23 protein-coding genes are annotated in these 24,558 nt (G+C 63.8%); 8 read left to right on the forward strand and 15 right to left on the reverse strand.

What is annotated here, in order from left to right; translation table 11 throughout:
• Positions 1-30: 30 nt before the first annotated feature.
• A complete protein-coding gene (gene serC, locus SAJA_RS07480) occupies positions 31-1,113 on the reverse strand; it encodes a 3-phosphoserine/phosphohydroxythreonine transaminase (RefSeq protein WP_123658050.1) in 1,083 nt (360 codons plus the stop codon).
• 44 nt (positions 1,114-1,157) lie between these two features.
• Entirely contained in the window at positions 1,158-3,809 is a 2,652-nt protein-coding gene (gene gyrA, locus SAJA_RS07485) for a DNA gyrase subunit A (RefSeq protein WP_123658051.1), read from the reverse strand.
• 257 nt (positions 3,810-4,066) lie between these two features.
• Between gyrA and SAJA_RS07490 the strand changes: the two genes are divergently transcribed.
• From SAJA_RS07490 to SAJA_RS07500, 3 genes are all read left to right on the forward strand, one after another.
• Positions 4,067-5,389: a TRZ/ATZ family hydrolase gene (locus SAJA_RS07490; RefSeq protein ID WP_123658052.1), complete on the forward strand. Its 1,323-nt coding sequence runs from the start codon at positions 4,067-4,069 to the stop codon at positions 5,387-5,389.
• A 511-nt stretch (positions 5,390-5,900) separates the two neighbouring features.
• Entirely contained in the window at positions 5,901-6,602 is a 702-nt protein-coding gene (gene ubiG / locus SAJA_RS07495) for a bifunctional 2-polyprenyl-6-hydroxyphenol methylase/3-demethylubiquinol 3-O-methyltransferase UbiG (RefSeq protein WP_123658053.1), read from the forward strand.
• A gap of 1 nt (position 6,603) precedes the next feature.
• Positions 6,604-7,284 carry an HAD family hydrolase gene (locus SAJA_RS07500; RefSeq protein ID WP_123658054.1) on the forward strand — a complete coding sequence of 227 codons (681 nt, stop codon included), beginning with the start codon at positions 6,604-6,606 and terminating at the stop codon, positions 7,282-7,284.
• Positions 7,285-7,307: 23 nt separating this feature from the next.
• On the opposite strand, the gene SAJA_RS07505 is transcribed toward SAJA_RS07500, so the two are convergent.
• The 7 genes from SAJA_RS07505 to SAJA_RS07535 all read right to left on the reverse strand — a co-directional run bounded on the left by SAJA_RS07505 (position 7,308) and on the right by SAJA_RS07535 (position 13,421).
• Complete coding sequence (locus tag SAJA_RS07505; RefSeq protein ID WP_123658055.1) at positions 7,308-8,015, reverse strand: endonuclease III domain-containing protein; 708 nt, start codon at positions 8,013-8,015, stop codon at positions 7,308-7,310.
• 4 nt (positions 8,016-8,019) lie between these two features.
• Positions 8,020-8,763, reverse strand: coding sequence for a pseudouridine synthase (locus SAJA_RS07510; RefSeq protein ID WP_123658056.1), 744 nt, complete (start codon positions 8,761-8,763; stop codon positions 8,020-8,022).
• Between the two features lie 647 nt (positions 8,764-9,410).
• Entirely contained in the window at positions 9,411-10,190 is a 780-nt protein-coding gene (locus SAJA_RS07515; protein ID WP_123658057.1) for a ferredoxin--NADP reductase, read from the reverse strand.
• Positions 10,191-10,279: 89 nt separating this feature from the next.
• Positions 10,280-10,882: an SMC-Scp complex subunit ScpB gene (gene scpB / locus SAJA_RS07520; protein ID WP_123658058.1), complete on the reverse strand. Its 603-nt coding sequence runs from the start codon at positions 10,880-10,882 to the stop codon at positions 10,280-10,282.
• Positions 10,879-11,688 (reverse strand): segregation and condensation protein A, encoded by an 810-nt coding sequence (locus SAJA_RS07525; protein WP_245963255.1) that lies wholly within the window; start codon positions 11,686-11,688, stop codon positions 10,879-10,881. Before SAJA_RS07525 ends, scpB begins: the two co-directional genes overlap by 4 nt.
• A 7-nt stretch (positions 11,689-11,695) precedes the next feature.
• Positions 11,696-12,709 (reverse strand): tryptophan--tRNA ligase, encoded by a 1,014-nt coding sequence (gene trpS / locus SAJA_RS07530; RefSeq protein ID WP_123658060.1) that lies wholly within the window; start codon positions 12,707-12,709, stop codon positions 11,696-11,698.
• 88 nt (positions 12,710-12,797) lie between these two features.
• Positions 12,798-13,421: an L-threonylcarbamoyladenylate synthase gene (locus SAJA_RS07535; protein ID WP_123658061.1), complete on the reverse strand. Its 624-nt coding sequence runs from the start codon at positions 13,419-13,421 to the stop codon at positions 12,798-12,800.
• Positions 13,422-13,511: 90 nt separating this feature from the next.
• Between SAJA_RS07535 and SAJA_RS07540 the strand changes: the two genes are divergently transcribed.
• Positions 13,512-13,811 carry a YciI family protein gene (locus SAJA_RS07540; RefSeq protein WP_123658062.1) on the forward strand — a complete coding sequence of 100 codons (300 nt, stop codon included), beginning with the start codon at positions 13,512-13,514 and terminating at the stop codon, positions 13,809-13,811.
• A 32-nt stretch (positions 13,812-13,843) separates the two neighbouring features.
• Positions 13,844-14,110, forward strand: a complete 267-nt coding sequence (locus tag SAJA_RS07545) for a BolA family protein (RefSeq protein ID WP_123658063.1) — start codon at positions 13,844-13,846, stop codon at positions 14,108-14,110.
• A gap of 8 nt (positions 14,111-14,118) precedes the next feature.
• On the opposite strand, the gene SAJA_RS07550 is transcribed toward SAJA_RS07545, so the two are convergent.
• The 5 genes from SAJA_RS07550 to smc form a co-directional block, all read right to left on the reverse strand.
• Positions 14,119-14,535 (reverse strand): hypothetical protein, encoded by a 417-nt coding sequence (locus SAJA_RS07550; RefSeq protein ID WP_123658064.1) that lies wholly within the window; start codon positions 14,533-14,535, stop codon positions 14,119-14,121.
• Positions 14,536-14,604: 69 nt separating this feature from the next.
• Entirely contained in the window at positions 14,605-14,967 is a 363-nt protein-coding gene (locus SAJA_RS07555) for a hypothetical protein (RefSeq protein ID WP_123658065.1), read from the reverse strand.
• Positions 14,964-17,063: an NAD-dependent DNA ligase LigA gene (ligA, locus tag SAJA_RS07560; protein ID WP_123658066.1), complete on the reverse strand. Its 2,100-nt coding sequence runs from the start codon at positions 17,061-17,063 to the stop codon at positions 14,964-14,966. Before ligA ends, SAJA_RS07555 begins: the two co-directional genes overlap by 4 nt.
• Before the next feature lies 1 nt (position 17,064).
• Entirely contained in the window at positions 17,065-18,063 is a 999-nt protein-coding gene (gene zipA / locus SAJA_RS07565) for a cell division protein ZipA (protein WP_123658067.1), read from the reverse strand.
• 52 nt (positions 18,064-18,115) lie between these two features.
• Positions 18,116-21,634, reverse strand: a complete 3,519-nt coding sequence (gene smc / locus SAJA_RS07570) for a chromosome segregation protein SMC (protein ID WP_123658068.1) — start codon at positions 21,632-21,634, stop codon at positions 18,116-18,118.
• Positions 21,635-21,796: 162 nt separating this feature from the next.
• On the opposite strand from smc, the gene queF reads away from it, so the two are divergent.
• On the forward strand, positions 21,797-22,186 hold the full coding sequence (gene queF / locus SAJA_RS07575) for a preQ(1) synthase (RefSeq protein WP_123658069.1): 390 nt from the start codon (positions 21,797-21,799) through the stop codon (positions 22,184-22,186).
• An 81-nt stretch (positions 22,187-22,267) separates the two neighbouring features.
• Here queF and SAJA_RS07580 read toward each other — a convergent pair whose 3' ends face one another.
• Positions 22,268-22,981, reverse strand: coding sequence for a glycine zipper 2TM domain-containing protein (locus tag SAJA_RS07580; RefSeq protein ID WP_123658070.1), 714 nt, complete (start codon positions 22,979-22,981; stop codon positions 22,268-22,270).
• A gap of 60 nt (positions 22,982-23,041) precedes the next feature.
• On the opposite strand from SAJA_RS07580, the gene cysZ reads away from it, so the two are divergent.
• The gene (gene cysZ / locus SAJA_RS07585; protein WP_123658071.1) at positions 23,042-23,821 is read left to right on the forward strand and encodes a sulfate transporter CysZ; all 780 of its coding nucleotides are present in this window, start codon (positions 23,042-23,044) and stop codon (positions 23,819-23,821) included.
• Between the two features lie 89 nt (positions 23,822-23,910).
• Positions 23,911-24,354, forward strand: coding sequence for an RNA polymerase-binding protein DksA (gene dksA / locus SAJA_RS07590; RefSeq protein ID WP_123658072.1), 444 nt, complete (start codon positions 23,911-23,913; stop codon positions 24,352-24,354).
• The last annotated feature ends 204 nt before the right edge of the window (positions 24,355-24,558 follow it).

Consider the following 24,558-nt stretch of genomic DNA (forward strand, 5'->3'; position numbering starts at 1 on the left):
GCGGCCGGCTCGCCCGGCCGCCCGATTTGTTCAGCCGTTTTTCTTTTCGAACGTCTGCATGAAATCGATCAGCGCATCGACACCGGATTCCGGCATGGCGTTGTAGATCGAGGCACGCATGCCGCCAACCGATCGATGGCCCTTGAGCGTGGTCAGATCCGCGGCCTCGGCCTGTGCCAAGAAATCGGCGTTCAAGTTGTCGTCGGCCAGCAGGAACGGCACGTTCATGCGCGAGCGCACGGATGTCTCGACCGGATTGGAATAGAAATCCGAGGCGTCGATGAAGTCATAGAGCTTGGCCGCCTTGCGCTTGTTGATGGCCTCGATAGCGTCGAGCCCACCCTGGTTTTCCAGCCAGGCGAAGGTCAGGCCGCACATATACCAGGCATAGCAGGCCGGCGTATTGAGCATCGAATCGGCATCGGCCTGCTGCTGATAGTCCAGGATCATCGGGCAGCCCGACTGTGGCTTGCCCATCAGATCGTTGCGCACGATCACCATCGTGATGCCGGCCGGCCCGGCGTTCTTCTGCGCGCCGGCATAGATCACGCCGTATTTCGAGACGTCGACCGGGCGCGACAGGAAGTTCGAGGACATATCCGCCACCAGCGGCACGCCACCCACGTCCGGTGTGTCCTGAAACTCCACGCCCTGGATGGTCTCGTTGGGCGTGTAGTGGACGAACGCGGCATCGTCGGTCAGCTGCCAGCTATTGCGACCGGGGATCGTGGTGAAGGTTGTGTCTTCCGACGAGGCAGCCTTGTTCGGCTGGCCGTACTTGGCGGCTTCCTTGATCGCCTTCTTGCCCCAGTTGCCGGTCACGATGTAATCGGCCTTGGGATTGCTGCCCATAAGATTCAGCGGCACACCGGCGAATTGGCCGGCCGCCCCGCCCTGCAAGAACAGCACCGAATAATTGTCGGGCACGTTCAGCAGACGGCGCAGGCGCGCAGTCGCGTCTTCGGCGATCGAGACGAACGCCTTGCCGCGATGGCTCATTTCCATGACCGACATGCCGGTGCCCTGCCAATCCAGCATCTCGGCCTTGGCCTGCTCGAGTACGTCGACCGGCAACGTGGCCGGGCCGGCACTGAAGTTATAAACACGTGACATGCAAACCACTCCTCGTGGAACTCAAAGCCTGTGACGCGCCGTAATCAGTCGTCGCTGGTCGGCGTGTCGTCGTTCGATTCGTCGGTAGCACCGGCATCCGGCGCCGTATCAGCGGCGGCATCCGTATCGCCGGCCTCGGACGAGACCTGATCATCGTCCGAATCCTCGACGGCGATACGATCCACGCCCACCAGGTGTTGCTCGCCTGCCAGACGGATGATGCGTACACCCTGTGTGTTACGCCCCAGTGTCGACACCTCGGCCACGGCCGTACGGATCAGCGTCCCCATGTTGGAGATCAACATGATCTCGTCGTCGGCCAACACCTGGGTGGCCCCGATCACGGCACCGGTCTTGTCCGACTGCTTGAGTGCAAGCACGCCCTGACCGCCACGACCCCGCAAGGGGTAGTCGTCGGTGGGGGTGCGTTTGCCGTAGCCATGTTCGGTGACGGTCAGGATATCGCCGTCGCGCACCACGATGAGCCCGATGACGCGGCCGGTGTCATCGTCACCGAAACGAATACCACGCACGCCGGCCGCATTTCGGCCCATCTCGCGCACGTCGTTCTCGGCAAAACGGATGACCTTGCCGTTGCTGCCAAACAGCATGATGTGATCATCGCCGGCCGTGAGATCCACGCCCACCAGCGCATCGTCGTCTCTGAGATCGATGGCGATGATGCCGTTGGTGCGCGGGCGCGAGAATTGTTCGAGCGCGGTCTTTTTCACCGTGCCCGAGCGGGTCGCGAAAAAGACGTTCTCGCCGGTAGCGAAATCCTTGATGGGCAACACCTGGCTGATGCGCTCGTCGGCCTCCAACGGCAACAGATTCACGATCGGCTTGCCGCGCGCACCGCGCCCGGCGCTCGGCAGTTCGTAGACCTTGAGCCAGTACGCCTTGCCCAGCGAGGAGAAGCACAGCAGCGTGTCGTGGGTATGGGTGACCCATAGCTTCTCGATGAAGTCCGCGTCCTTGGTCGACGTGGCCGACTTGCCGCGCCCGCCGCGACGCTGGGCGCGATAGGCATCCAGCGGCTGGGACTTCACATAGCCTTCATGGGTGAGCGTGACGACCACGTCTTCGGGCGAGATCAGATCCGCCGTTGTCAGATCGAGATGATTATCCAGAATCTCGGTCTTGCGCTCGTCGCCGTATTCGTCGCGAATAGCCACCAGCTCGTCACGGATGACCTCGAACAGACGCGCCATCGACGACAGGATCTCCATGTAATCGGCGATATCGACCAGGAGTTTCTCGAACTCCTCGAGAATCTTGTCCTGTTCCAGCCCGGTCAGCCGGTGCAGGCGCAGATCCAGGATGGCCTGGGCCTGCGTATCGGTCAGGCGATAACGGTTTTCGTCGAGCATGCCGTAATCACGCGACAACTCGGCCGGGCGCGAGGCCTCGGCACCGGCGCGCCCGAGCATGGTGGTCACCTGCCCCGGCGCCCACACGCGGCCCATCAGCCCGTCCTTGGCCTCGGCCGGGCTACCGGCAGCACGAATCAGGGCGATGACCTCGTCGATATTGGCCAGCGCCACGGCCAGGCCTTCCAGAACATGGGCCCGCGCCCGTGCCTTGGCCAAGTCATACTGCGTACGCCGTGTAACGACCTCGCGCCGATGCCGGATGAAGGCCGTGAGCATCTGCTTGAGGCTCAGCGTGCGTGGCTGGCCGTCGTCGAGGGCCACCATGTTGATGCCGAACACGGTCTGCATCTGTGAGTGACGATACAGATTGTTGAGCACCACCTCGGGCGTTTCCCCGCGGCGCAGCTCGATCACCATGCGCATGCCGTCCTTGTCGGACTCGTCACGCAGCTCGGTGATGCCCTCGATGCGTTTTTCCTTCACCAGCTCGGCGATCTTTTCCAGCAGCCGGGCCTTGTTGACCTGATACGGCAGCTCGGTGACCACGATGGACTGTTTGCCGCGCGCATCGACATCCTCGAAATGCGCGCGTGCCCGGATATGGATCCGCCCGCGGCCGGTTTCGTAGGCCTCGCGGATACCGCCGGCGCCATTGATCACGCCGGCGGTCGGAAAATCCGGGCCCGGCAGATGGGTCATCAGCTCGTCAATGGTGACGTCTTCGTTATCGATGACGGCCAGACAGGCGCCGATGATCTCGCGGATGTTGTGCGGCGGGATATTGGTGGCCATGCCGACCGCGATGCCCGTGCCGCCGTTGACCAGCAGGTTGGGCAGACGCGTGGGTAGTACGGCCGGCTCGGATTCCGATTCGTCATAGTTCGGAATGAAATCGACCGTGTCCTTGCCGATATCCGCCAATAGCTCGTGGGCGAGCTTGTCCATGCGCACTTCGGTATAGCGCATCGCTGCGGGCGCATCGCCATCGACCGAGCCGAAGTTGCCCTGGCCGTCAACCAGGACATAGCGCATGGAAAAATCCTGGGCCATGCGCACGATCGTGTCGTAGACCGCCGAATCCCCGTGCGGGTGATACTTACCGATCACATCACCGACCACGCGGGCCGATTTCTTGTACGGCTTGTTCCAGTCGTTGGACAGCTCGGCCATGGCATAGAGCACACGCCGATGCACGGGTTTCAAACCATCACGCACATCGGGAAGCGCACGGCCCACGATCACGCTCATGGCGTAGTCGAGATACGACTGGCGCATCTCGTCTTCGAGGTTGATCGAGAGAATCTCTTTTGCGACGTCGGCCATAGATCAGATCGTCTTGGGTCGGGCGCATGGCCGCCTCGGGCTCATCCATGACATGCCGCGCCTGGGACGCGACAACGCGCCAACACGGGCCCGAGAGAGCGCTTGCGCTAAGCCCGGCATATTACCACAGGCCACGGGTAAAACCTTGCCCTGCACAGCGTTGGCATCACACCCACACGCAAGCCGCGCGCTTTTCGTAAGATGCCGGCATCAATTGACTCGATGCACAGCTCGCCATGCCCTGTGCCGGACCCGCCATGACAAACGTCGACACAATTATTCATGCCCGCTGGATCGCCCCAATGGAGCGCGGCGCGGCTCGCCTGCTTGAGCACCACGCCGTGGCCATTGCCGACGGCCGTATCCAGGCCTTGGGCACAAGTGCGGAGATCACGGCCGGGTTCGCCGCGTCCGAGGTCATCGACCGGCCGGATCATCTGCTCATCCCCGGGCTGATCAATACCCATACCCACGCCGCGATGAATCTCATGCGCGGCATCGCCAACGACAAGCCGTTGATGCCCTGGCTGACCGAAAACATCTGGCCGATCGAAGCCGCGGAGATGACGCGTGACTACGTCGCCGACGGCACCGATCTGGCCATGGCCGAGATGATCCGTTCCGGCACCACCACATTCAATGACATGTACTTCTTCCCGGACGTGGTTGCCGAGCGTGTGGATGAAGCCGGCCTGCGGGCGATGCTGGGCATGATCGTCATCGATTTTCCCACCGCCTGGGCCAGCGGTCCGGACGAATACTTCGACAAGGGACTGGCCCTGCACGACGCACTCAAGCGTCACCCGCGGATTCATACGGCGTTTGCCCCGCACGCGCCTTACACCGTGTCCGACGAGCCACTGACCAAGATCCGTACCTATGCCGACGAGCTGGACGTGCGCGTCCATATGCATATCCACGAAACCGCCGGTGAAGTCAGCGACAGCCAGGACAAATACGGCAAGCGCCCGTTGGCACGTCTGGACGAGCTGGGTTTGCTCAACGACAACCTGCTGGCCGTGCACATGACCCAGCTCACCAGCCACGAGATCGCCCGCTGTGCAGCCACCGGCGTGCAGGTGCTGCACTCGCCCGAATCCAACCTAAAACTGGCCAGCGGCCTGTGCTCGGTACAGGGCCTGCTCGATGCCGGCATCAACGTGGCACTCGGCACCGACAGCGTGGCTTCAAACAACGATCTCGACATGATCGGCGAAATGCGTACCGCAGCCTTCATCGGCAAGATCGCCGCCGACGATGCGGCCGCCGTCTCGGCCGACACCGCACTGGCCATGGCCACCATCAACGGCGCCCGGGCGCTGGGCCTGGCCGAGACCACCGGCAGCATCACCGCCGGCAAACAGGCCGATCTCGCCGCCGTCGATCTGTCGGCTCTTGAAACCCGCCCCCTGTTCGATCCCATCGCGGCACTCGTCTACAACACCAGCCGCGAACAGGTCACCGATACCTGGGTGGCCGGTAAAGCCTTGATGCGCGACAGAGGCCTCACCACACTCGACGAAGCCGAGCTGCTCACACGCGCCGATGCGTGGGCCGATCGTCTTGTCCGCTATGCGTGAAAATCGGTCCGCAAATGAACGCGAATAAAAAGAAAAGACAATCCGCAAACTTCGCAGATGACGCAGATTGGTTGTGAGGCCGTCCACCTCTGAGTCACCGAACTAAAGCGATCAGCCAGAGCATCAATTAATTCGTCTTTTTAATCTGCGTAACCTGCGGATGACCGCCTGTATTCATTCGCGTTCATTTACGGACAGTTCAAAAGAACTAACCCCGAAGTACAGGCGTTTGTCCGCACATAGACACAGATGAAGCGCAGACGGGTTTCTGGGCGCGTGTGGCACGCATTGTCGCCGCTTTTTAGACAGTCGCACGCTTTAAGATTGAGCTTTCTGTTTCAACGCTTATCGTTTTCATTTGCATTAATCGGCGTGAATCGGCGAATTTTCTTCCCGTTATTTGCGCTCATTAGCGTTCATTCGCGGACGATATCTGTCCCGGACGCGCCTCCAAGCGGCTGACTTCGCGCATAGTAGGCACCATACGATCGTTTTTCCGACAAGGCACCCCATGCCCAGCAATCAACAAAGCGAACTCAACAAATTCGATGCCATGGCCGCCGACTGGTGGGATCCCGAAGGCGAGATGAAGCCGTTGCATGACATCAACCCCTTGCGTACGGATTACATCGAGCGCAAGGCCGGTCTGAAGGGGTTGAACGTGCTGGATATCGGCTGCGGCGCCGGCCTGTTGGCCGAGGCTATGGCCCAGCGCGGCGCGCACGTCACGGGGATCGATCTGGCAGGCGACACCATCGAGGCCGCCAAGCGCCACGCCGAGCAATCGGGGTTGGATATCGATTATCGCGTGGTTGCCTCGCGCGATCTGGCCGCCGACATGGCCGGCGCCTTCGATATCGTTGTGGCCTATGAAATGCTCGAACACGTCGACGAGCCGGCCCATACGGTCGACGACTGCGCACGCCTTACCGCCCCCGGCGGTGATCTTTTCTTCTCGACGATCAACCGTAATCCATTGTCCTGGGCCGTAGCCATCGGCGGCGGCGAATATGTTCTGGGTCTGCTGCCGCGGGGCACCCACGAGTACGCCAAGCTCATCAAGCCGGCCGAGCTGTCCGGCTGGTGTCGAAACGCCGGCCTACACGTCGCTGATCTGACGGGCATGTTCTATAACCCGCTGCTACGCAAGGCCACGCTCGGCCACCGGCCGGATGTGAACTACTTCATTCACGCCACCAAGCCGGACGCCTGACATGGCGCCGTCCATACAACGCGCTGTCCTGTTCGATCTGGACGGCACCGTGGTGCACACCGCGCCCGATCTCGCAGGCGCCGCCAACGACATGCGCCAGGCGCGCGGTCTGCCGGCGCTACCCGAGGCCGAGCTGGCCCCGTTCTGCTCCTACGGCGGGCGCGGCATGATCGGCAAGGCCTTCGAGCGTGCGCCGGGTGACGATGGCTACGACGCCCTCATCAAGGAATTCATGACGACCTATGAAAGGCGCATGACGCGGGCTTCGCACCCGTACGACGGCATACGCGAGCTCGTCAGCCAGCTCGCCGCGGATGGTATTCCCTGGGGCATCGTGACCAACAAGCCCGAATACATGGCCGTGCCGTTAATGGATCATCTGGCGTTCGACCCGGCCGCGGGCTGCGTGATCGGCGGCGATACGGCCGGCGTGTCCAAGCCCAATCCGGCCCCGATTTATCTAGCCTGTGAGCGCATGGGGCTAGCGCCGGCGCACTGTATATATGTCGGCGACTCGGATCGCGATATCGCCGCCGGGCGCGCGGCCGGCACGGCGACCATCACGGCCGGCTATGGCTACATCCCGGCCGGCGAAAATGCCCTTGCCTGGCCGGCCGATCGGCATGTCGCTTCGGTCAGCGAATTGCGCGAGGCGATCACGAGCTTATGGCACAAGCCATAACAACCCCGTCGCGCGGGGCGATACTAGGTGTCCGTTACCCCGATTTGTGCGCAGCGCTCGGCTAGCGGGCAATTCGCACAGTCGGGGTGTCGTTTATGACACAGCGCGATCGCGTGGCGCACGACCAGAGCGTGTATCTCGTCGTACTCAGCCGCGCGCCAATGTTCGGGCGCGGCGGCTTCGACCTGCTCTCGCAGGGTTTCATAACGCCGGGTGTTGCCCTGCCACCAGCCCAGGCGCTCGAAAATACGAAACGCATAGGCATCGGCGATGAAGCGCGGCCGGTCGGCGGCATATAGCGCGATGACGTCGGCTGTTTCCGGCCCGATGCCACGAATCGCGCGTAAATCACTACACAGTTTAGCGGTCGACATGGCCTCGATGCCGCCAAAGCCGCCGGCATTGATGAACCACCGGCACAGGCCCTTCAGCCGTTCGGCCTTGACGCGATGCGGCCCCGCTCGCCGGATCAGCTCGGCCAGATCTTCGTGGGCCAGAAGCGTTTCCGCGGTCAACGGACCGGCGCCGAGCAGCGTGCCGATCGCCCGCTCCACGTTGGCCCAGGCGGTGTGCTGCGTCAGCACCGCACCCACGAGTATCTCGAAACGCGGGTTGTTGTCATCCAGGTTCGGCCACCAGCACTGTGGCCCGTAATATTCAGCCAGGCGGGCGTAGAATTCCGTCAGGCCGTGCGTGGTGATGGCGGCCGCCGGCGTTTGTGCCGCGCTCATGCGTTCATCGCTTGAGATCGACCACGGCGGCCAGTGCTTTCACCTCCTTGCGCGACAGCTCGTAGTAGCTGCCTGCCTTCACCCCGCCCGGCAAGGGCACCGGGCCGAAGCCGGTACGCATCAAGCGCGAGACCGTCACACCTTGACTGGCCCAGAGCCGGCGCACCACGCGATTGCGCCCCTGGCGCACGACGACCTCGAACCAGCGGTTGGCCTTGTTTTCGTCGTCGGCCACGCGAACCGATTCAAAATGCGCCATGCCATCCTCAAGCTCGACACCGTCGACCAGGCGATCGATCATCGCCTGATCCACGCGACCGTGGATACGCACGGCATAGGTGCGGGGCAACTCGTAGCTCGGGTGTTCGAGCCGGCGCTTGAGCTCGCCGTCGGTGGTCATCAAAAGCAGGCCTGACGTATTCACGTCCAGCCGGCCGACGGCCAGCCAGCGCCCGCCTTCCAGCTTGGGCAGCTTGCGGAAGACCGTCGCCCGGCCTTCCGGATCAGACCGGGTGACGACCTGATCGACGTGTTTTTTATAAGCCAGCACCCGGCACGGCACGTCGATGCGTTTTTCCCAGTTCACAAACCGCCCGTCGATCGACACCCGATCACCGGCGGACAGAGACGCCCCCAGCTCGGCTGTCTTGTCGTTGACTCGCACCCGCCCGGCGGCAATGGCGGCCTCGATCTCGCGCCGCGAGCCAAAACCCGCATGGGCCAGTGTTTTTTGAATACGATCGGCCAAGAGAACCTCTGTTTGGATCAGTCGCTAACGGAATGCGCGAATGAAAGCTTGTGACGACGGACGGGCAAAGACAATCCGCCAATGAGCGCCGGTCGCGGCTGGCTCGTCGGCTTCGTTCTTTCTAGATGTCCGCAAATGCACGCAAATAAGCGCGAATGAATAAACGAATACAGGCGGTTATCCGCAGATGAACGCCGATTAGCGCAGATGAAAGACAGGATTAATGGATTGATGACGATGGCACCGGGCTCATCCGGTTTTTCGGCTTCTTTCGTTCTGTACGTCCGCAAATGAACGAAAATAATACAAATGGTTATCCGCAGATTAAAAGACGGGTTAATCGATCCTTGAGCTGATCGGTCGAGTTCGGATACTCGAGGCGGGCAGTCTCCAAACCGTCTGCGTGATCCGCTCAATCTGCGAATTATCTTGTCTTTTTATTCGCGCTTATTTGCGTGCATTCGCGGACAGCCTTTCTTTTTAAGTCGCTTCTTTCACAGATAATTGATCGATCCTCGTAAAGATCGTTCGAGTTCGACAACTCGCGAGCGGGCAGCCTCTCAATCAATCTGCGCAATCTGTGGATTGTCTTTTTTTTATTCGCGCTCGTTAGCGTTCATTCGCGGACAAACGGTTCGAACGCGTCGTTATTTCTCGACGAACGCCCGTTCGATGACGTATTCACCCGGCGCGCCGATATGCGGTGAGACGGTGAAACCACGCTCGTCGAGCAGTTGGGCAGTGTCGTCGAGCATGGCCGGGCTGCCGCAGATCATGGCGCGGTCGTGCCGGGGATCCAGATCCGGCAGGCCGAGATCGGCGGTCATCTGCCCGGACGCCAGGCGCGTGGTCAGGCGGCCTTCGTATTTGAAAGGCTCGCGCGAGACGACCGGATAATAATACAGATGGCCGCTGATCATCTCGCCCAGCAGCTCATCACCCGGCAGCTCGGTCTCCAGGAGACCGTCGTAGGCCAGATCGTTGATATGGCGCACGCCGTGGACCACGATCACGTTATCGAAACGCTCGTAGGTTTCCGGGTCACGAACGATCGAAAGAAACGGCGCCAGTCCGGTGCCGGTCGACAACAGATACAGATTGCGTCCCGGATGCAGGTCCGAAATCAGCAGCGTACCCGTGGGTTTGGTCGAGACAAATACTTCGTCGCCGGTCTTCAAATGCTGCAGACGCGAGGTCAGCGGGCCGTCCGGCACCTTGATCGAGAAGAATTCAAGGTGCTCCTCATAGTTGGCCGATACGATGCTGTAGGCCCGCAGCAGCGGCTTGCCGTTGTCCTTGGACAGGCCGATCATCACGAACTGCCCGTTCTCGAAGCGCAACGAGGGATCGCGCGTGGTCTTGAACGAAAACAGCGCTTCGTTCCAATGGGTTACCTCGGTCACGGTTTCGGTGTTCAGGGCGGCCATGTTCTTCCTTGTCGATCGGCCATCTTGTCATTGGCCGGTGATAAGTTTATCGCGGTTATTCTGGCGACGCGCGCCGACGATTCCAAGTGCTAGCCTTGGCCGTCAGTGCCCTCGGGCCCGGAAAGCCGTGCCATAGCGGCCTCGAGCGCCTCGGGGTCCTTGATTTCGGGCAGGCGCGGCAGATCAGCCAGGCGCGCGATACCGAAGTCATCCAGAAACCGCGGCGTGGTGGCATACAGCGCCGGCCGGCCGGGCACGTCGCGATGGCCGACCACCTTGATCCACTCGTAGTCGTCCAGTGTCTTCATGATCTGGGTGGATACCGACACCCCACGGATCGCCTCGATATCCGAGCGCGCCAGCGGTTGGCGATAGACGATGATGGCCAACGTTTCCAGCACTGCGCGCGAGAGCTTGGGTGGGCGCGCCTCCCAGAGACGAGCGATAAGCGCGCTGTGTGTGGCCCTGACCTGCAAACGCCAACCGCTGGCCACCTCGACCACCTCGGCCGCCGAATCGACGTAGCGCGCGGCCAGCACGGCCAGGGCGTCCTCGACCCGAGCCGCATCCGCCGCGTGATCGGGGGCCAGAAGCCAGACGAGGCGCGAGACCGGCAACGGGGCGTCGGCGGCCTGAAGCAACGCCTCGAGCGATTGAACAAGCCGGCCTTCATTCCAAGCGATCTCGTTCATCGCGACCCCGCCAGGCGCAGTGTCAGCGGCGCATAGGCACGCTCCTGCTCGAGCGTGATCAATGCTTCGCGCGCCAGTTCCAGGATCGCCAGAAACGATACGACCACGCCGAGGCGTCCTTCGCTTGTCGTGACCAGCTCGCTGAAGCGGGTCTCGCCGCGGCTGCCGAGACGCTCGAGCATTCGTGTCATGTGCTCGCGCACGGTCAGCGTCTCGCGCTCGATGACGTGCTCGGTGTTGAGCTCGGCGCGGGCAAGCACGTCATGCAGCGCACCGAGAAGCGCGCCGATATCGGCGACCGGACGCGGGCGTTCGACATCCAGCGCCGGCAGTGCCACGGCCAGGCTCGCCGTATCTCGGCCCTGCCGGGGCAGCTCGTCGAGCGTCTGGGCCGCCGCCTTGAACTGTTCGTATTCGGCCAGGCGCCGCACCAGCTCGGCCCGCGGGTCGCCCTCGTCCTCCGGGTCTTGTTCGACGGTGCGCGGCAAGAGCATGCGCGATTTGATCTCGGCCAGCATCGCCGCCATCAGCAGATACTCACCGGCCAGCTCGATGGCCATTTCTTCCATGAGCTCGATATAGGCCAGATACTGCTGGGTGATTCGGAACACCGGAATATCCAGAATATCCAGGTTCTGGCGCCGGATCAGATAGAGCAGCAGATCCAGCGGGCCCTCGAAGGCTTCGAGAAACACCCGCAGCGCGTCCGGCGGGATATACAGATCCTCGGGCAACGTCTCATACGGCGCCCCGGCCACGCGGATCGGGGCATCCGTGGAATCGACTTCGGCTGGAGCGTCAACCACCCGGCGCTCAGCCCTGCGCCAGAAACCCGGTCGCGCCATAGGCCGCATCGAGCGTGGGCTGGGCCCGCTCGCGGGCGGCGGCCGCACCCCGGGCCAGAATCGCATCCAGGCCGGCACGATCCTCGGCGAACTCGGCGTAGCGCGCCTGTAGCGGCTCCAGGAATGCCACGACGGCATCGGCCAGATCGCCCTTCAGCGCGCCATAGCCCGCGCCGGCGTAATCCGCTTCCAAATCGGCGATCGGCCGGTCGGTGACCGCGGAGAAGATCGACAACAGATTGGACACGCCCGGCTTAGCCTCCAGATCGAAACGCACCTCGCCGTCGGAATCGGTCACGGCCCGCTTGAGTTTCTTGACCACTTTCTTCGGCGGGTCCAGCAGCTTGATGACGTTGGCTTCGACGTCATCGGACTTGCTCATCTTGGCCAACGGATCCCCCAGGCTCATCACCCGCGCGCCCACTTCCGGGATGAACGGCTCGGGCACGGTGAACACATCTTGCCCCGCCCGATGATTGAAGCGCTCGGCCAGATTGCGGGCCAGCTCCAGATGCTGTTTCTGGTCGTTGCCCACCGGCACTTCGTCGGCCTGGTACAGCAGGATATCCGCGGCCATGAGCACCGGATAATCGAACAGCCCGGCGTTGACGTTATCCACGTTCTTGGCCGATTTGTCCTTGAACTGGGTCATGCGATTGAGCTCACCCATCGAGGTATGACAGTTCAAAAGCCAGGCCAGCTGGGCGTGTTGGGGCACGTGCGACTGCACGAACAACGTGGCGTTGTCCGGGTCCACGCCGGCGGCCAGATACAGGCACAGAAATTCGTGGCAGCGCGCGCGCAGGGCCGCCGGATCCTGACGCACCGTGATGGCATGCATGTCGACCAGCGCAAACAGGCAGTCGCGGCTGGCCTGCAGATTCACCCAGTGCTTCAAGGCACCGATATAGTTACCGAGCGTCAGCTCGCCGGACGGCTGGATACCGGACAGCACGACCGGGCGGGAAGTAGGCTCTGACACGCGATGACTCCTGTGACTGGCAAGCGTTCGGGCGGCGGCAGTATAAAGCACCGGCCGCGCGGACTCAGGCCGAGGTTCAGCCCAAAGTTCAGCCCAGGCCGATCTCCTCGGGCCTGCCCTTGCCCTGGCGCAGAATCTCGGGCGGCTCGGTGGTCAAGTCCACGACGGTCGTGGGCTCGATGCCCGTCGGCCCGCCGTCGAGTACCAGATCAATATGCCGGTCAAAGGCCTCGCGCACATCCAGGGCCTCCGACAGATTCTGATCATCGGCGGTCATGGCCGTTACGGTAAGAAACGGCTCGCCCAGCGCCTCCACCAGGGCACGCGCCACGGGATGGGCCGGCACGCGGATACCGATCGTCTTGCGTTTGGGGTGTGCCAGCCAGTTCGGCACCTGTTTCGAGGCGGGGAGCACAAACGTATAAGCCCCGGGCGTCGCTGCCTTGAGCAATCGGAACGCGGTGTTCTCGACCTTCGCGTAGTTGGCGATCTCGGACAGATCACGACACACCAGGGTGAAGAAATGATGCTTGTCCAGATCGCGGATCCAGCGAATCCGCTCCATCGCGTTCTTGTTGCCCATGGCACAGGCCAGGCCATACGACGAGTCGGTGGGATAAGCCACCACCGAGCCGGCTTTCAGCGCATCGGCGGCGCGGGTGATCCGCCGCGGCTGCGGCGTTTCGGCGTGGACGTGTAGAAGTTCTGCCATGGCCCGATTATACCGCGTGATAGCCGGCTACGGGCGCGATCGGGCACACTGGGCCACGTATTCACGCACATGTCCGACAGGAGCCGACCGATGGATTATTTCGCAATCGTGAGTTTCGACGTGGCCGATAGTGCCGACGGCCGCAAGCGAGCCCAGGACGAGCACCGGGCCCGTATCAAGGCGCTGGCCGAGGAGAACCGTCTGCTCACCGCCGGGCCCATGCCCAAGACCGATGAATACGGCCAGATCGTCGAGGGGTTTCAGGGCAGCCTGATCGTGGCCCAGTTCGAAAGCCTGGACGCCGCCCGCCAGTGGGCCCAGGTCGATCCTTACCAGGGCGAAGGGGTTTACATGGAAAGTAACGTTTACCCGTACAAGAAGGTCTTTTAGGCCACTACCGACCAAACGACCACGAGCCCGATATGAGCGACCGTATCCCCCGGATCCGTGCGGCCCTGCAGGCGCATCTGAACACCGACGACATCGCGATCCGCGATGAAAGCCATTTGCATGCCGGCCATGCCGGCGCCAAGACCGGCCTGGGGCATTTCCACGTTACGATCCGCAGCGCTGTCTTCGAGGGCGTCTCGCCGATCAAGCGTCATCGCCTGGTCTACGAGGCGATGGGCGATCTCATGCAAACCGATGTACACGCGCTGTCGATCCGCGCGCTGGCGCCAGCCGAGTAGGCCGAGGCTCAGGCCGCGCTGGGCGTTTCAGCGAGAAAAGCGTCCAGCGTCTCGCCGTCGAGGTTATCGACGTGCACCGTACGGGACTCGACCGGGGCCCCGGCGCCCTCGGCCTTGCGACGCAGGATCACGAGCGGCTGATAGGCATCGAACTCGGCCTCGTGAAACGCGACCCGCGGGTCCTGCTCGACTGCACCGATACCGTAGATGCCGCAGCTGGCCACGCCCCACTCGGTATCGCCGGCCATACGAAACTCGCGTTCGCCGATACGCTCGGCTGCAGCCTGAAAAGTCGGGGCCACGGTCTGCTCGATCAGCGCCCAGGCGCGATCGGCCATGACATCGCGCCGCTCGGCCAGCCGCTCGCTTGCGCCCAGCTTGGCGTGCACTTCTGTTGTCGTTACCTCGAGCCAGTTTCGCGCCACCGCTTCATGCCCCTGCCTGATAATTTTAGAGCGCCAAGACTAAGCCGTGCGCCGATGGGCGGCAAGCCGCTACCCGGCCTTGGGCGAGCGGGCGCGATGTCGAGAGCGCTTTTCGCGCGATGTTTCTTCCGAGGCGGCATCGGCCGCCGGCACGGGAGCCTCAGGCTGCGCCCGATCGGCTGATGGTGCGGCTGGCCTGTCGGTCGCCGTATCACCGGCCTGGGCACAGGCGTTGTTCACCGCGCCGTTCGCCCGGGCCAGGATGTCCCGAGCCCGTCTATCAAAAGCGGCATTGCTATCTGCCAACCGTTCGGCCGTTTGTGACAGCTGCGAGAGTGCCGCGTGGCAATTGTCAGCGCCGGCGGCCAGCGCCGGACTGGCCACGCCGGCGAGCAACCCCATGCCAATCAGTGCGATCGCGCGATGTTTCATGAGGCACCCACTTCGTGTTGTGTGAGTAGATCGATCAGGCCCTGCTCGTCCAACAGCGCCACGCCCAGTTTCTCGGCCTTGTCTTTCTTGCTGCCGGCCTTGTCTCCGGCGACAACATAATCGGTCTTTTTCGACACGCTGGAGGTCACACGAGCGCCGAGCGCTTCAAGACGCGCACCGGCCACCTCCCGCGTGAGTGTTGTCATCGTCCCCGTGAGCACCACGGTCTGGCCGGCCAACGGCTGCGGCGTGGACGACACGTTCACGGTCGGCCAGTGAACGCCCTCGGCCAGCAGATCATCGATCACGTCGCGGTTACGCTGCTCGGCAAAGAAATCGGCGATAGAGCGAGCCACCCGTTGGCCGACGCCGGCCACGGTCTGCAGCCCCTCGGCGGTCATCTGTCGTTCGTAGTCGGCCTTGGTCGTTGCCGACGCCTCGGCCTCGGCCGCCCGCGCCAGATACGCCTTGGCCTCCTCGCGCAGGCCGTCGAGCGTGGCGAAATGAAGTGCCAGGTCACGCGCCATCGTCTGGCCAACTTCACGAATGCCCAGCGCAAATATGAAGCGCGCCAGGGTGGTTGCCTTGGCAGCCTCGATCGAGGCCAGAAGATTGGCTACCGATTTTTCGCCGTAGCCCTCACGAGCCACGAGTGCGTCGCGATGGGCATGCAGACGAAATATATCGGCCGGTGTTTCAAGCAGGCCCTCGGCCACGAAGGCCTCAATCTGGCGATCGCCCAGGCCCTCGATATCCAGCGCGTTACGCGAGGCAAAATGCTTCAACGCCTCGCGGCGCTGTGCGGGACAGACCAGGCCGCCGGTACAGCGCGCCACGGCCTCGCCGGCCACGCGCTCGACCGCCGAGCCACAGACCGGACAGGCCTCGGGCAGCGCGATCGGCGTGGTATCGACGCCGCGCTCGGCCACGGCCTTCACCTCGGGGATGACATCGCCGGCACGGCGCACGATCACGCGGTCGCCCACGCGCACGTCCTTGCGCGCGATTTCATCCATGTTGTGCAACGTGGCGTTGGACACGGTCACGCCGCCCACGAATACCGGATCGAGCTTGGCCACGGGCGTCAACGCGCCGGTGCGCCCGACCTGGAACTCGACCGCGTTGAGCGTGGTCGTGGTTTCCTCGGCCGGAAACTTGCGGGCGATGGCCCAGCGCGGCGCGCGGGCCACGAAACCCAGCTCCGCGCGAGCGCTCGCCGCGTCAGCCTTGAACACCACGCCGTCGATTTCGATATCCAGATCGGCCCGGCGTTCGGCCATCGCCTCGTAGTAAGCCCGGCATCCGGCCAGGCCCTCGACCCGCTCGACGTACGGGCTGATCGAAATCCCCCACGTCTGCAGCTGCATCAGTTGATCATAGAGCCCGGCCGGCACGTCCGTGCCGTCCACATGGCCGATGCCGTAGCCCATGAACGCCAACGGCCGCTCGGCGGTGATGCGGGAGTCCAGCTGACGCAGGCTGCCCGAGGCGGCGTTGCGCGGGTTGACGAACGCCTTCTGGCCCGCGGCCTCCAGCCGTGCGTTCAAGGCATCAAAGCGGCTGCGCGCCAGCACAACCTCGCCGCGGATCTCGATGACCGCCGGCGGCGTGTCGCCGGCAAGGCGCAGCGGCAGATTACGGATCGTGCGGGCGTTGGTGGTGATGTCTTCGCCGGTCGTGCCGTCGCCGCGCGTGGTCGCACGGACCAGTACGCCGGCTTCGTAGCGCAGATTCAAAGCCGTGCCGTCGAACTTGGGCTCGGCGCAATAAGCCAGCGCCTCGGTCCCCACGCCCTCGCGCGCCCGGCGATCGAATTCGGCCAGCTCTTCGTCGTCGAAACAGTTGGCCAGCGAAAGCATCGGCGTGGCGTGGTCAACCGAGTCGAAGCTTTCCGCCGGCGGCGCGCCCACGCGCTGGGTGGGTGAATCCGGCGTGATCAGCGACGGCTCATCGGCCTCAAGGGCTTCCAGCTCGCGAAAGAGCCGGTCGTACTCGGCGTCACTGACCTCGGGCGCGTCTTCGGCGTAGTAGGCACGCGAAAGCTCGGTCAGACGCGCGGCGAGCCGGCCGGCCCGCGCTACAGACGTTTCGGCCATATCAGCCGCGCCGTTTGGCAAGCCGTGCCTTGCGATCGATCTCGGCGATCTGATCCAGCACGAACTGGGCGGTCTGAGCCTTGAGCAGCGCGCGTTTGTCGTCGAGCACCGTGCCGCCCAGTGATGTCGTCAGCTTGTGCGCGGTCTCCATCATGTCGTGCATGGCCGCGCGGCCTTCCATCGGCCCCGGCACCAGCAGGAAGAACGACAGGCCCGGCGTGACCAGCGACTCGGCCTCTGCCGGATGCAACGTGCCCGGCTTGACCATGCTGGCCACGGCGAACACCGATTCCGTCACGCCGTGCTGTTCCGTCACGCGGTGATAGAGATCGTTGAGACCGAACTTCAGATCCAGTGCCTCCAGCGTTTCGATCAGGCGCGTGCCCTCATAGGCCTGGCCCTCCGGTGCCGCCACGTGCAGCACAAAGACCTGCGAATCCGAGCCGGGCTGAGGGGCCACCATATCGTGGCGCGCCACCGGCGTGGCGTGGGCACTCGGGGTTTCCAGCCCGGCGCCGGTTGCCGGCTCTTGAGAGGCAGGTGCCGGTGTCTCGTCCGGCTCCGATTTCAGGCCACGCGGGGTATCCAGCTCGCTGGAACGCGCACCGGAACTTTTGCCCGAAGTGGCATTCGTCTGGCGCGGCTGGCGCTTGGGCAACGGCTCGGGTTCGGGCTCGGGCGGCGCGGGCCGGCGGCGTACGGCCGTGGGGCTGCGCGGCGCCCGTGTGCGATCAGCCGGCGGCGGTGCCTGGCCCGCTTCGTCGTCGCGATCGGCACGCGCGGCCGCGGCGGCTTTCCGATCTGCCGGGGTTTCGTGATTGACCGTACGCACGCCAACCACATACGAGTCGCCGTTCATGGCGGTGCTGTCGGCCAGCGACTCCTCGGGCTCGTCCATATTACGCCAGGGATCGGTTGCCGCCTGGCGACGCATATAGACATACACGCCGACCACGACGGCAACGACCAGAATCAGAAGCAGCCACTGCACGATAGACATACGCTCGTTCGAAAAATGTATTGGGCCGACCCGCCGACCGCGCGTTTCAACGTTACCCGGCCATGCCAAGCGCGGTATCGATATCCACGCTGACCAGCCGGGACACGCCCGGCTCGGCCATGGTCACACCGTGTAACTGCTCGGTCAGCTCCATGGTCAGCTTATTATGCGTGATGACGATGAACTGCACCTTGTCCGACATGGTGCGCACCAGATCACAGAATCGTGCCACGTTGGCGTCGTCCAGCGGCGCATCGATTTCATCGAGCATACAAAACGGCGCCGGGTTGAGCTCGAACAGCGCGAACAACAACGCGACCGCCGTCAGTGTCTTCTCGCCCCCTGAGAGCATCTGGATCGAGGCGTTTCGCTTGCCGGGTGGGCGGGCCATCACCCGTACGCCGGTGGTCAGCCAGTCCTGCTCGGTGAGCGTGAGTGCGGCCTCCCCGCCGCCGAAAAGCTCGGGGAACATCGCTGAAAAACGGTCGTTGATCTGTTCGTAGGTGTGCTTGAAGCGCTGGCGGGTTTCGCGATCGATGCGCGCGATGGCGGCCTCCAGTGTTTCCAGCGCCTCGACCAGATCCTCGTGCTGGGCAGCCAGATAGCGCTCGCGCTCACCGGCCTCTTGATATTCATCGATAGCCGCCAGGTTGATGGCGCCGAGGCGCGCGATCTGTTTTTCCACCGTCTCGATGGCCGCCTGCCACTGCCCAGGTACGGCCGCGCCCGGCAGCTGGTCAATGATCGGCGCCGGGGCCGCGCCGATCTCGCGCAGCTGCTCCACCACGCCGCTGCGTCGCGTGGTCGCGGCCTCGAGCGCCAGACGGGCGTCGTTCTGACGCTCGCGCACGGCCTCCAGTGCCTGTTCGGCGCGCATCTCGTCATCGCGCGCCGCTTCAAGCCTTCGTTCTTGTGCCTTGGCGGTCTCGCGTGCCTGACGCAGGGCTGTTTCGGCCTCTTCGCGCTCGGTCTTGGCGGCCGTGAGGTCCTGGGCCGTATAGCTTTCGCTGGCCGCTGCCGGCGTGGCAGCGTCGAAGGCCGCAATTTCGTCGTTTAGTGCAGCGACGGTGTCGCGGCTGTCGGCAATTCGTGTGGCCACTGCCTCGCGCTGGGTTGCGTGCTGCGCGCGCCGGGCTTCGAGCTGCTCGATACGACGGCGTTTCTCGCCCGCCGTATGCCGGGCCCTGTCGCGCACGCGTCGCGTCTCGGCCAGCGTTGCCCGGGCCTGGCTGCGCTCGGCCTCGAAGCGCTCGGCTGCCTCGCGCAAGTTGTCGATCTGGGTCTGGGTCTGGTCCCGCGTGGTTTTCAGCGTGGCCAACTGGTCGTCCAGCTCGGCGATTTCGGTCTCGAGCTCGGCGACGCGGCGCCGGGTCTCGGCCGCGCGCAGGGTGTCGCCCTCGAGCTCGGCCTCGGCGGTTTCGATCTTGCGCCGACGTGCGCCCAGCCGCTGCTCCAAAGTCTGGCGCGCCCGCGTGGCGTCACCGGCCTGTTCACGCTCGCGCTCGGCACTCTCGCCGGTTTCATCCCGCTGCCTGCCGGCGTCGGCGATCACGGTGTCGAGCGCCGCGATCCGCTGCTCTCGCGCATAGGCGCTGGGCGCATCCGTATCGTCGCCCGGCGGCGGCGTGGCCAGCCACCCCGGCCCAAGCAATACCCCGGCTTCGGTCACGATTCGCTGATGGGCGGCCAGCTGCGGCAGCGCCGCGCGCGCCGTATCGATATCACCGGCAACAAAGATATCGGCCGCGGCTCGCATGACGACCGCCGGGCCGGCGATACCGTGCGCCAGCGGCACCAGGCCGTCGGCCGGGGCCACGATGTCGTCACCCGCTGGCTCGGCCGTGCCGGCGGCCAGCGTCAAACGCTCGCCCGGCCATGCCGTGGCGTGTGCACCGTCCGCGGGCGTGGCGATTTCAAACGCGGCCAGCCAGTCACCGAGTGCGGCCTTGGCCAGGCTTTCATAGCCGGACTCGAAGCGGATCCGCCGTGCCAGGCCGGCCGGTGCCCCCAGCCCCTGCGCGTCAAACCAGGCCTGCAGGGCGGTATCGTCTTCGCGCAGCAGGGCCTGTTGCATGCGGCGTGCGGCCGCCCGCTCGGCCTCGGCTGCGGCAATCTCGCGTCGCGCATCGGCCAGCGTCTGTTCGGCTTCGGCTGCCGCTGCGATATGACGACGCTCCTGCGCCTGCGCGACCTCGTGCTCGTCTGTTTCACTGGCCTGGGTGTCCTTGAGGGCGCGAAGCGCTTCCCGCTGAGCGTCGAGATCAGCGTCAGCCTCGGTGTCCAGGTCTCGATGTTCCTGTATGCGCTTGTCACGGCGCATCGTCAGTTTCTCGAGCTCGGCCTCGGCGTAGCGGGCCCGCGTGCGCTCGGCTTCGAGCTGCTGGATCGGGTTGGTCGTCTGCTGTGACAGCTCGTCCCAGATGCGTTCGGCCTCATCAGCAGCCTGTTCTGCGGCCTGCCGGTCGTGACGGGCCGTTTCGTGCTCGTGGCCGGCCTGTTTCAGATGATCCTGATCGCGGGCGATCTCGCGATCGAGTGTGCCAAGCTGGGTTTCATCGGCGTCGCGGCTGCGCGCGGCACGATCCAGCCGGTCGACAAGCGACTGGCGCTCCTTGTCGAGGCGCTCGGCCAGCGTCTTGGCGTGTGCCAGGGCCTGCTCGATGCGCCCCACGCTGGCCTGGGCATCGTAGTAGACCGCCTGGCTGGCCTGGACAGCCTCACCGGCGGCGTGCTGGTCGTGCCCGGCCTGCTCACGGGCCGCGAGCGCGTCACGGCGCGTCGTGGTCGCCGCGCGCAGCTCATGCTCGACCTGGCCGAGATGCGACTGGGCCGCGTCGACCGCTCGCGCTTCATCCTGCCACTTAAGTGCCAGCAGTTCGGTCCTGAGCTGGCGTTCGCGGGCCTTGAGCGTCTTGTATTTTTCGGCGCTGTCGGCCTGGCGTTTCAGTGTCGTCAGGCGCTCGGTGATCTCACCGATCAGATCGTTGAGCCGGTCGAGGTTCTCGCGGGTGTGGCGAATCCGGCTTTCGGTTTCGCGACGACGCGCCTTGTATTTTGAAATGCCGGCCGCTTCTTCCAGCACCTGGCGCATATCCTCGGGCCGGGCCTCGATCAAGCGATTCACCGCGCCTTGTTCGATGACCGCATAATTGCTGCGCCCGCCCAGCCCGGTGCCCAGAAACAGATCGACCACATCGCGCCGGCGTGCGCGGGTATTGTTGATCGTGTACTTGGAGGCCCCGTCGCGCGTGAGCTCACGACGCACGCTGATCTCGGCGTAGCTGGCCCATTCGCCGCCGAGCTTGCCCTGGCTGTTATCAAAACGCAGCTCGACCGAGGCCCGGCCGACCGGCTTTCGTGCGTTCGAGCCGTTGAAGATGACGTCCTCAAGCGCTTCGCCGCGCAGGTGGCGTGCATTGGACTCACCGGTCACCCAGCGCACGGCATCGATCACGTTGGATTTGCCACAGCCGTTGGGCCCGACCACACCGGTCAGGTTCGAGGCCAGGCTCAACGTCGTCGGATCGACAAAGGATTTGAAGCCGGCGAGTTTGATGTGCGTCAAGCGCATGATGAAAGTCGCGATCGAAGGCCTGCATCCAACGCCCGCCGGGCGCCGGATGGTCAATCGGCTAGTGTAACCTATGCGCTGTCGACGCCGGCTCCGCGGCCACGCACATGCCGGCGTGATCTGTTTCTGTTTTGTTCAACCGTCTGGCCACGGCCATCGATTATGTCTACTGCCCCCAATCGCGATCTCGAAACCTTTGACAACCCGTCGCCCGAGCGCGACTACACGATTCGAATGCGCATTCCGGAGTTCACCTGCCTGTGCCCGAAGACCGGCCAGCCGGATTTCGCCACGCTGCATCTGGCCTACGTGCCGAACGAGCGATGCGTCGAGCTGAAGTCGCTCAAGCTCTATATCTGGTCGTTTCGCGATGTCGGCGCGTTTCATGAGGCCGTCACCAACCAGATGCTGGCCGATCTGGTGGCCGCGACCGCACCGCGGTTCATGCGTCTCACCGCCGAGTTCTGGGTTCGTGGCGGTATCGACACGTCGGTGATCGCAGAACGCCGCGCCGAGGGCTGGCAGCCACCGACGCCGGTCGTGTTGCCCTAGATCACGTCTAGATACCACCTCGTCATGGGATGAAGAAGCCGGCCGCAAGCAGCCGGCTTTTTTATGCAAGCGAGGCTGGCGTTATTGCAGCAAGGCAACGCTGTCGCCGACCACGCGTACGCGCGTGCCGCTGCTCAGCCCGTTTGCGGTATCCAGCGTGACCTGGCGCGAGCCGCCGGCGTCCATCGCCACGTTGACCTGATAGACCGTGGTCTTGCGAATCTTCTTCTCGGCATAGTTGCCCGCGTAGGCACCGCCCAGGGTGCCGGCGATCGCCGCGATGGTCTTGCCCGTACCGCCGCCGATCTGGCTGCCCAGCGCACCACCGGCCACGCCGCCAGCGATGGCGCCGACGCCCGAGCCGCTGTCGACGTTCTGGCGTACCGGCGTAATCGAGCTCACGGTGCCACAGTTGTCGCATACGGCCGGTTTGGGGTCGGCCTCGGCCCGCTGCTGGGCCGGCTCCGGCGATGTTTTCGGCGTCGACGTCTGTGGTGGCGGCGATGCGGGCTTGCGGCTATCCGAGGTGGACGCCTGCTTGCCGGCGTTGTTGGCCGACTCGGCTGCTGCGGCCTTGTCGTCCTGGCGCTCGGCCTTGGCCTCGGACTTCGCGCTGGCCAGGTTTTGCTGTGCCTGTTCGAGGTTCTGATTGGCCTGTTCGAGCTGTTGCTCGGCCGAGTCGACCGAGGTGGCATCGGTCTCGGCGTTGTTCTGACCATCCGAGCAACCGGCAACGAGTACCGTTAAACAAAGCGCGCTGATGGCGGCGAGTCGAGTCGTGGTGTGCAGGGTCATCTAAAGCGCTCCGTGATCGATACAATGGCGGCAGAATAAGAAGGCGATGCCGAACACCGAATGAATCCCGTTACCGAGCTCTCTGCCGGGCCGCGTTGCCTGGCTCGCGGTTTTTCCATGCTCACCCAGCCCGGCCTGCGACGTTATGTCGTGATTCCGGTCCTGGTGAACATCGTGCTCATCGTGGGCCTGGTAAGCCTGCTGGGCTGGCAGGTGAACGACTGGTTGAACGCCTGGCTCTCCGGGCTGCCGGACTGGCTGGCCTGGCTCGACGATGTACTCTGGTGGATCGTCATGGCCCTGGTGACCCTGGCGTTCTGTTATTTCTTCACGCTACTGGCCAACCTGATTGCCAGCCCTTTCAACGGGATACTGTCCTCAAGGGTGGAGCAGCTGATCACTGGACGCACGCCGCAGACGCGCATGAGCCTGGCAGGTGAAATGTGGGACGGCGTAGCCGGCGAGGTGCGCCGGCTACGCTATTACGCGGGGCGCGCCCTGATGCTGGCCTTGGTCAGTCTGGTTCTTCTGTTCATTCCCGTGGCCAACCTGGCGATCGCGCCCCTCTGGTTCATCTTTGGCGCATACATGCTGGCCTTCGAGTATATGGATGGCCCGATGGGCAATCGCGGCTGGGCTTTCGAAGCCAAGCTGGCACATCTAGATACCCATCGCATGCGCCATCTCGGCTTTGGCAGCCTGGTGACGCTGATGACCGCCATCCCGTTGGCAAATCTGGTCGTGATGCCGGCCGCGGTTATCGGCGCCACCCTGCTCTATCTGGATACCATAGGCCCGCTCGATACCTCGCTCGGCCCAACGCCAAACCGTGAACGTTGAGCCCGACACTCGGTTGCGCTCAACCCAAATATTGCGCAACCGGCATATTTTTTGCTAAAGCTACGCGCTGCTCCAGATGCGAGAACACCATGTCGACCACTGAAAAATCCCAGAAACTCGATGCGCCTCAAGAGTTTACGCCTTATGTCCCAGCCGAGGACGAGGAGTATATGAATGAGGCACAGCGCAACCACTTCCGCGGACTGCTCGCGCAGTGGAAGCGTGAGCTGATGGAAGAAGTCGATCGCACCATGCATCACATGAAGGACGAGGCAGCCAATTTCCCCGACCCGACGGACCGTGCCAGCCAGGAGTCGGAGTTCAGCCTCGAGCTACGCACACGCGATCGCGAGCGAAAACTGATCCGCAAGATCGACCAGGCCATTGGCCGGGTAGACCGGGACGACTATGGCTTCTGCGATACCTGCGGTCTGGAAATCGGTATCCGTCGGCTGGAAGCACGCCCGACCGCCACGCTGTGTGTCGATTGCAAGAGCCTCGACGAGATCCGTGAGCGTCAACTCGGCCGCTAAACGGTCCGTGTTGATAGCGCGTGACTAGGGCCTGTTGCCGTTTCATGCGAGCCCGCGCCAAGCGCTCCCTGAAATTGACTATGGGCGGCAAGACGAGGCGTAGCCCGGGCCGCGCAGTCACTCTGCGCAAGAGGGCTAGAACACTGTATTGCCGACGTGTCGTTAATTTCAGGGCGCTTGTCCCGAAGGGTTGGGCCGCCCATA

The sequence above is a fragment of the Salinisphaera japonica YTM-1 genome (assembly GCF_003788585.1).
Lineage (GTDB): Bacteria > Pseudomonadota > Gammaproteobacteria > Nevskiales > Salinisphaeraceae > Salinisphaera > Salinisphaera japonica.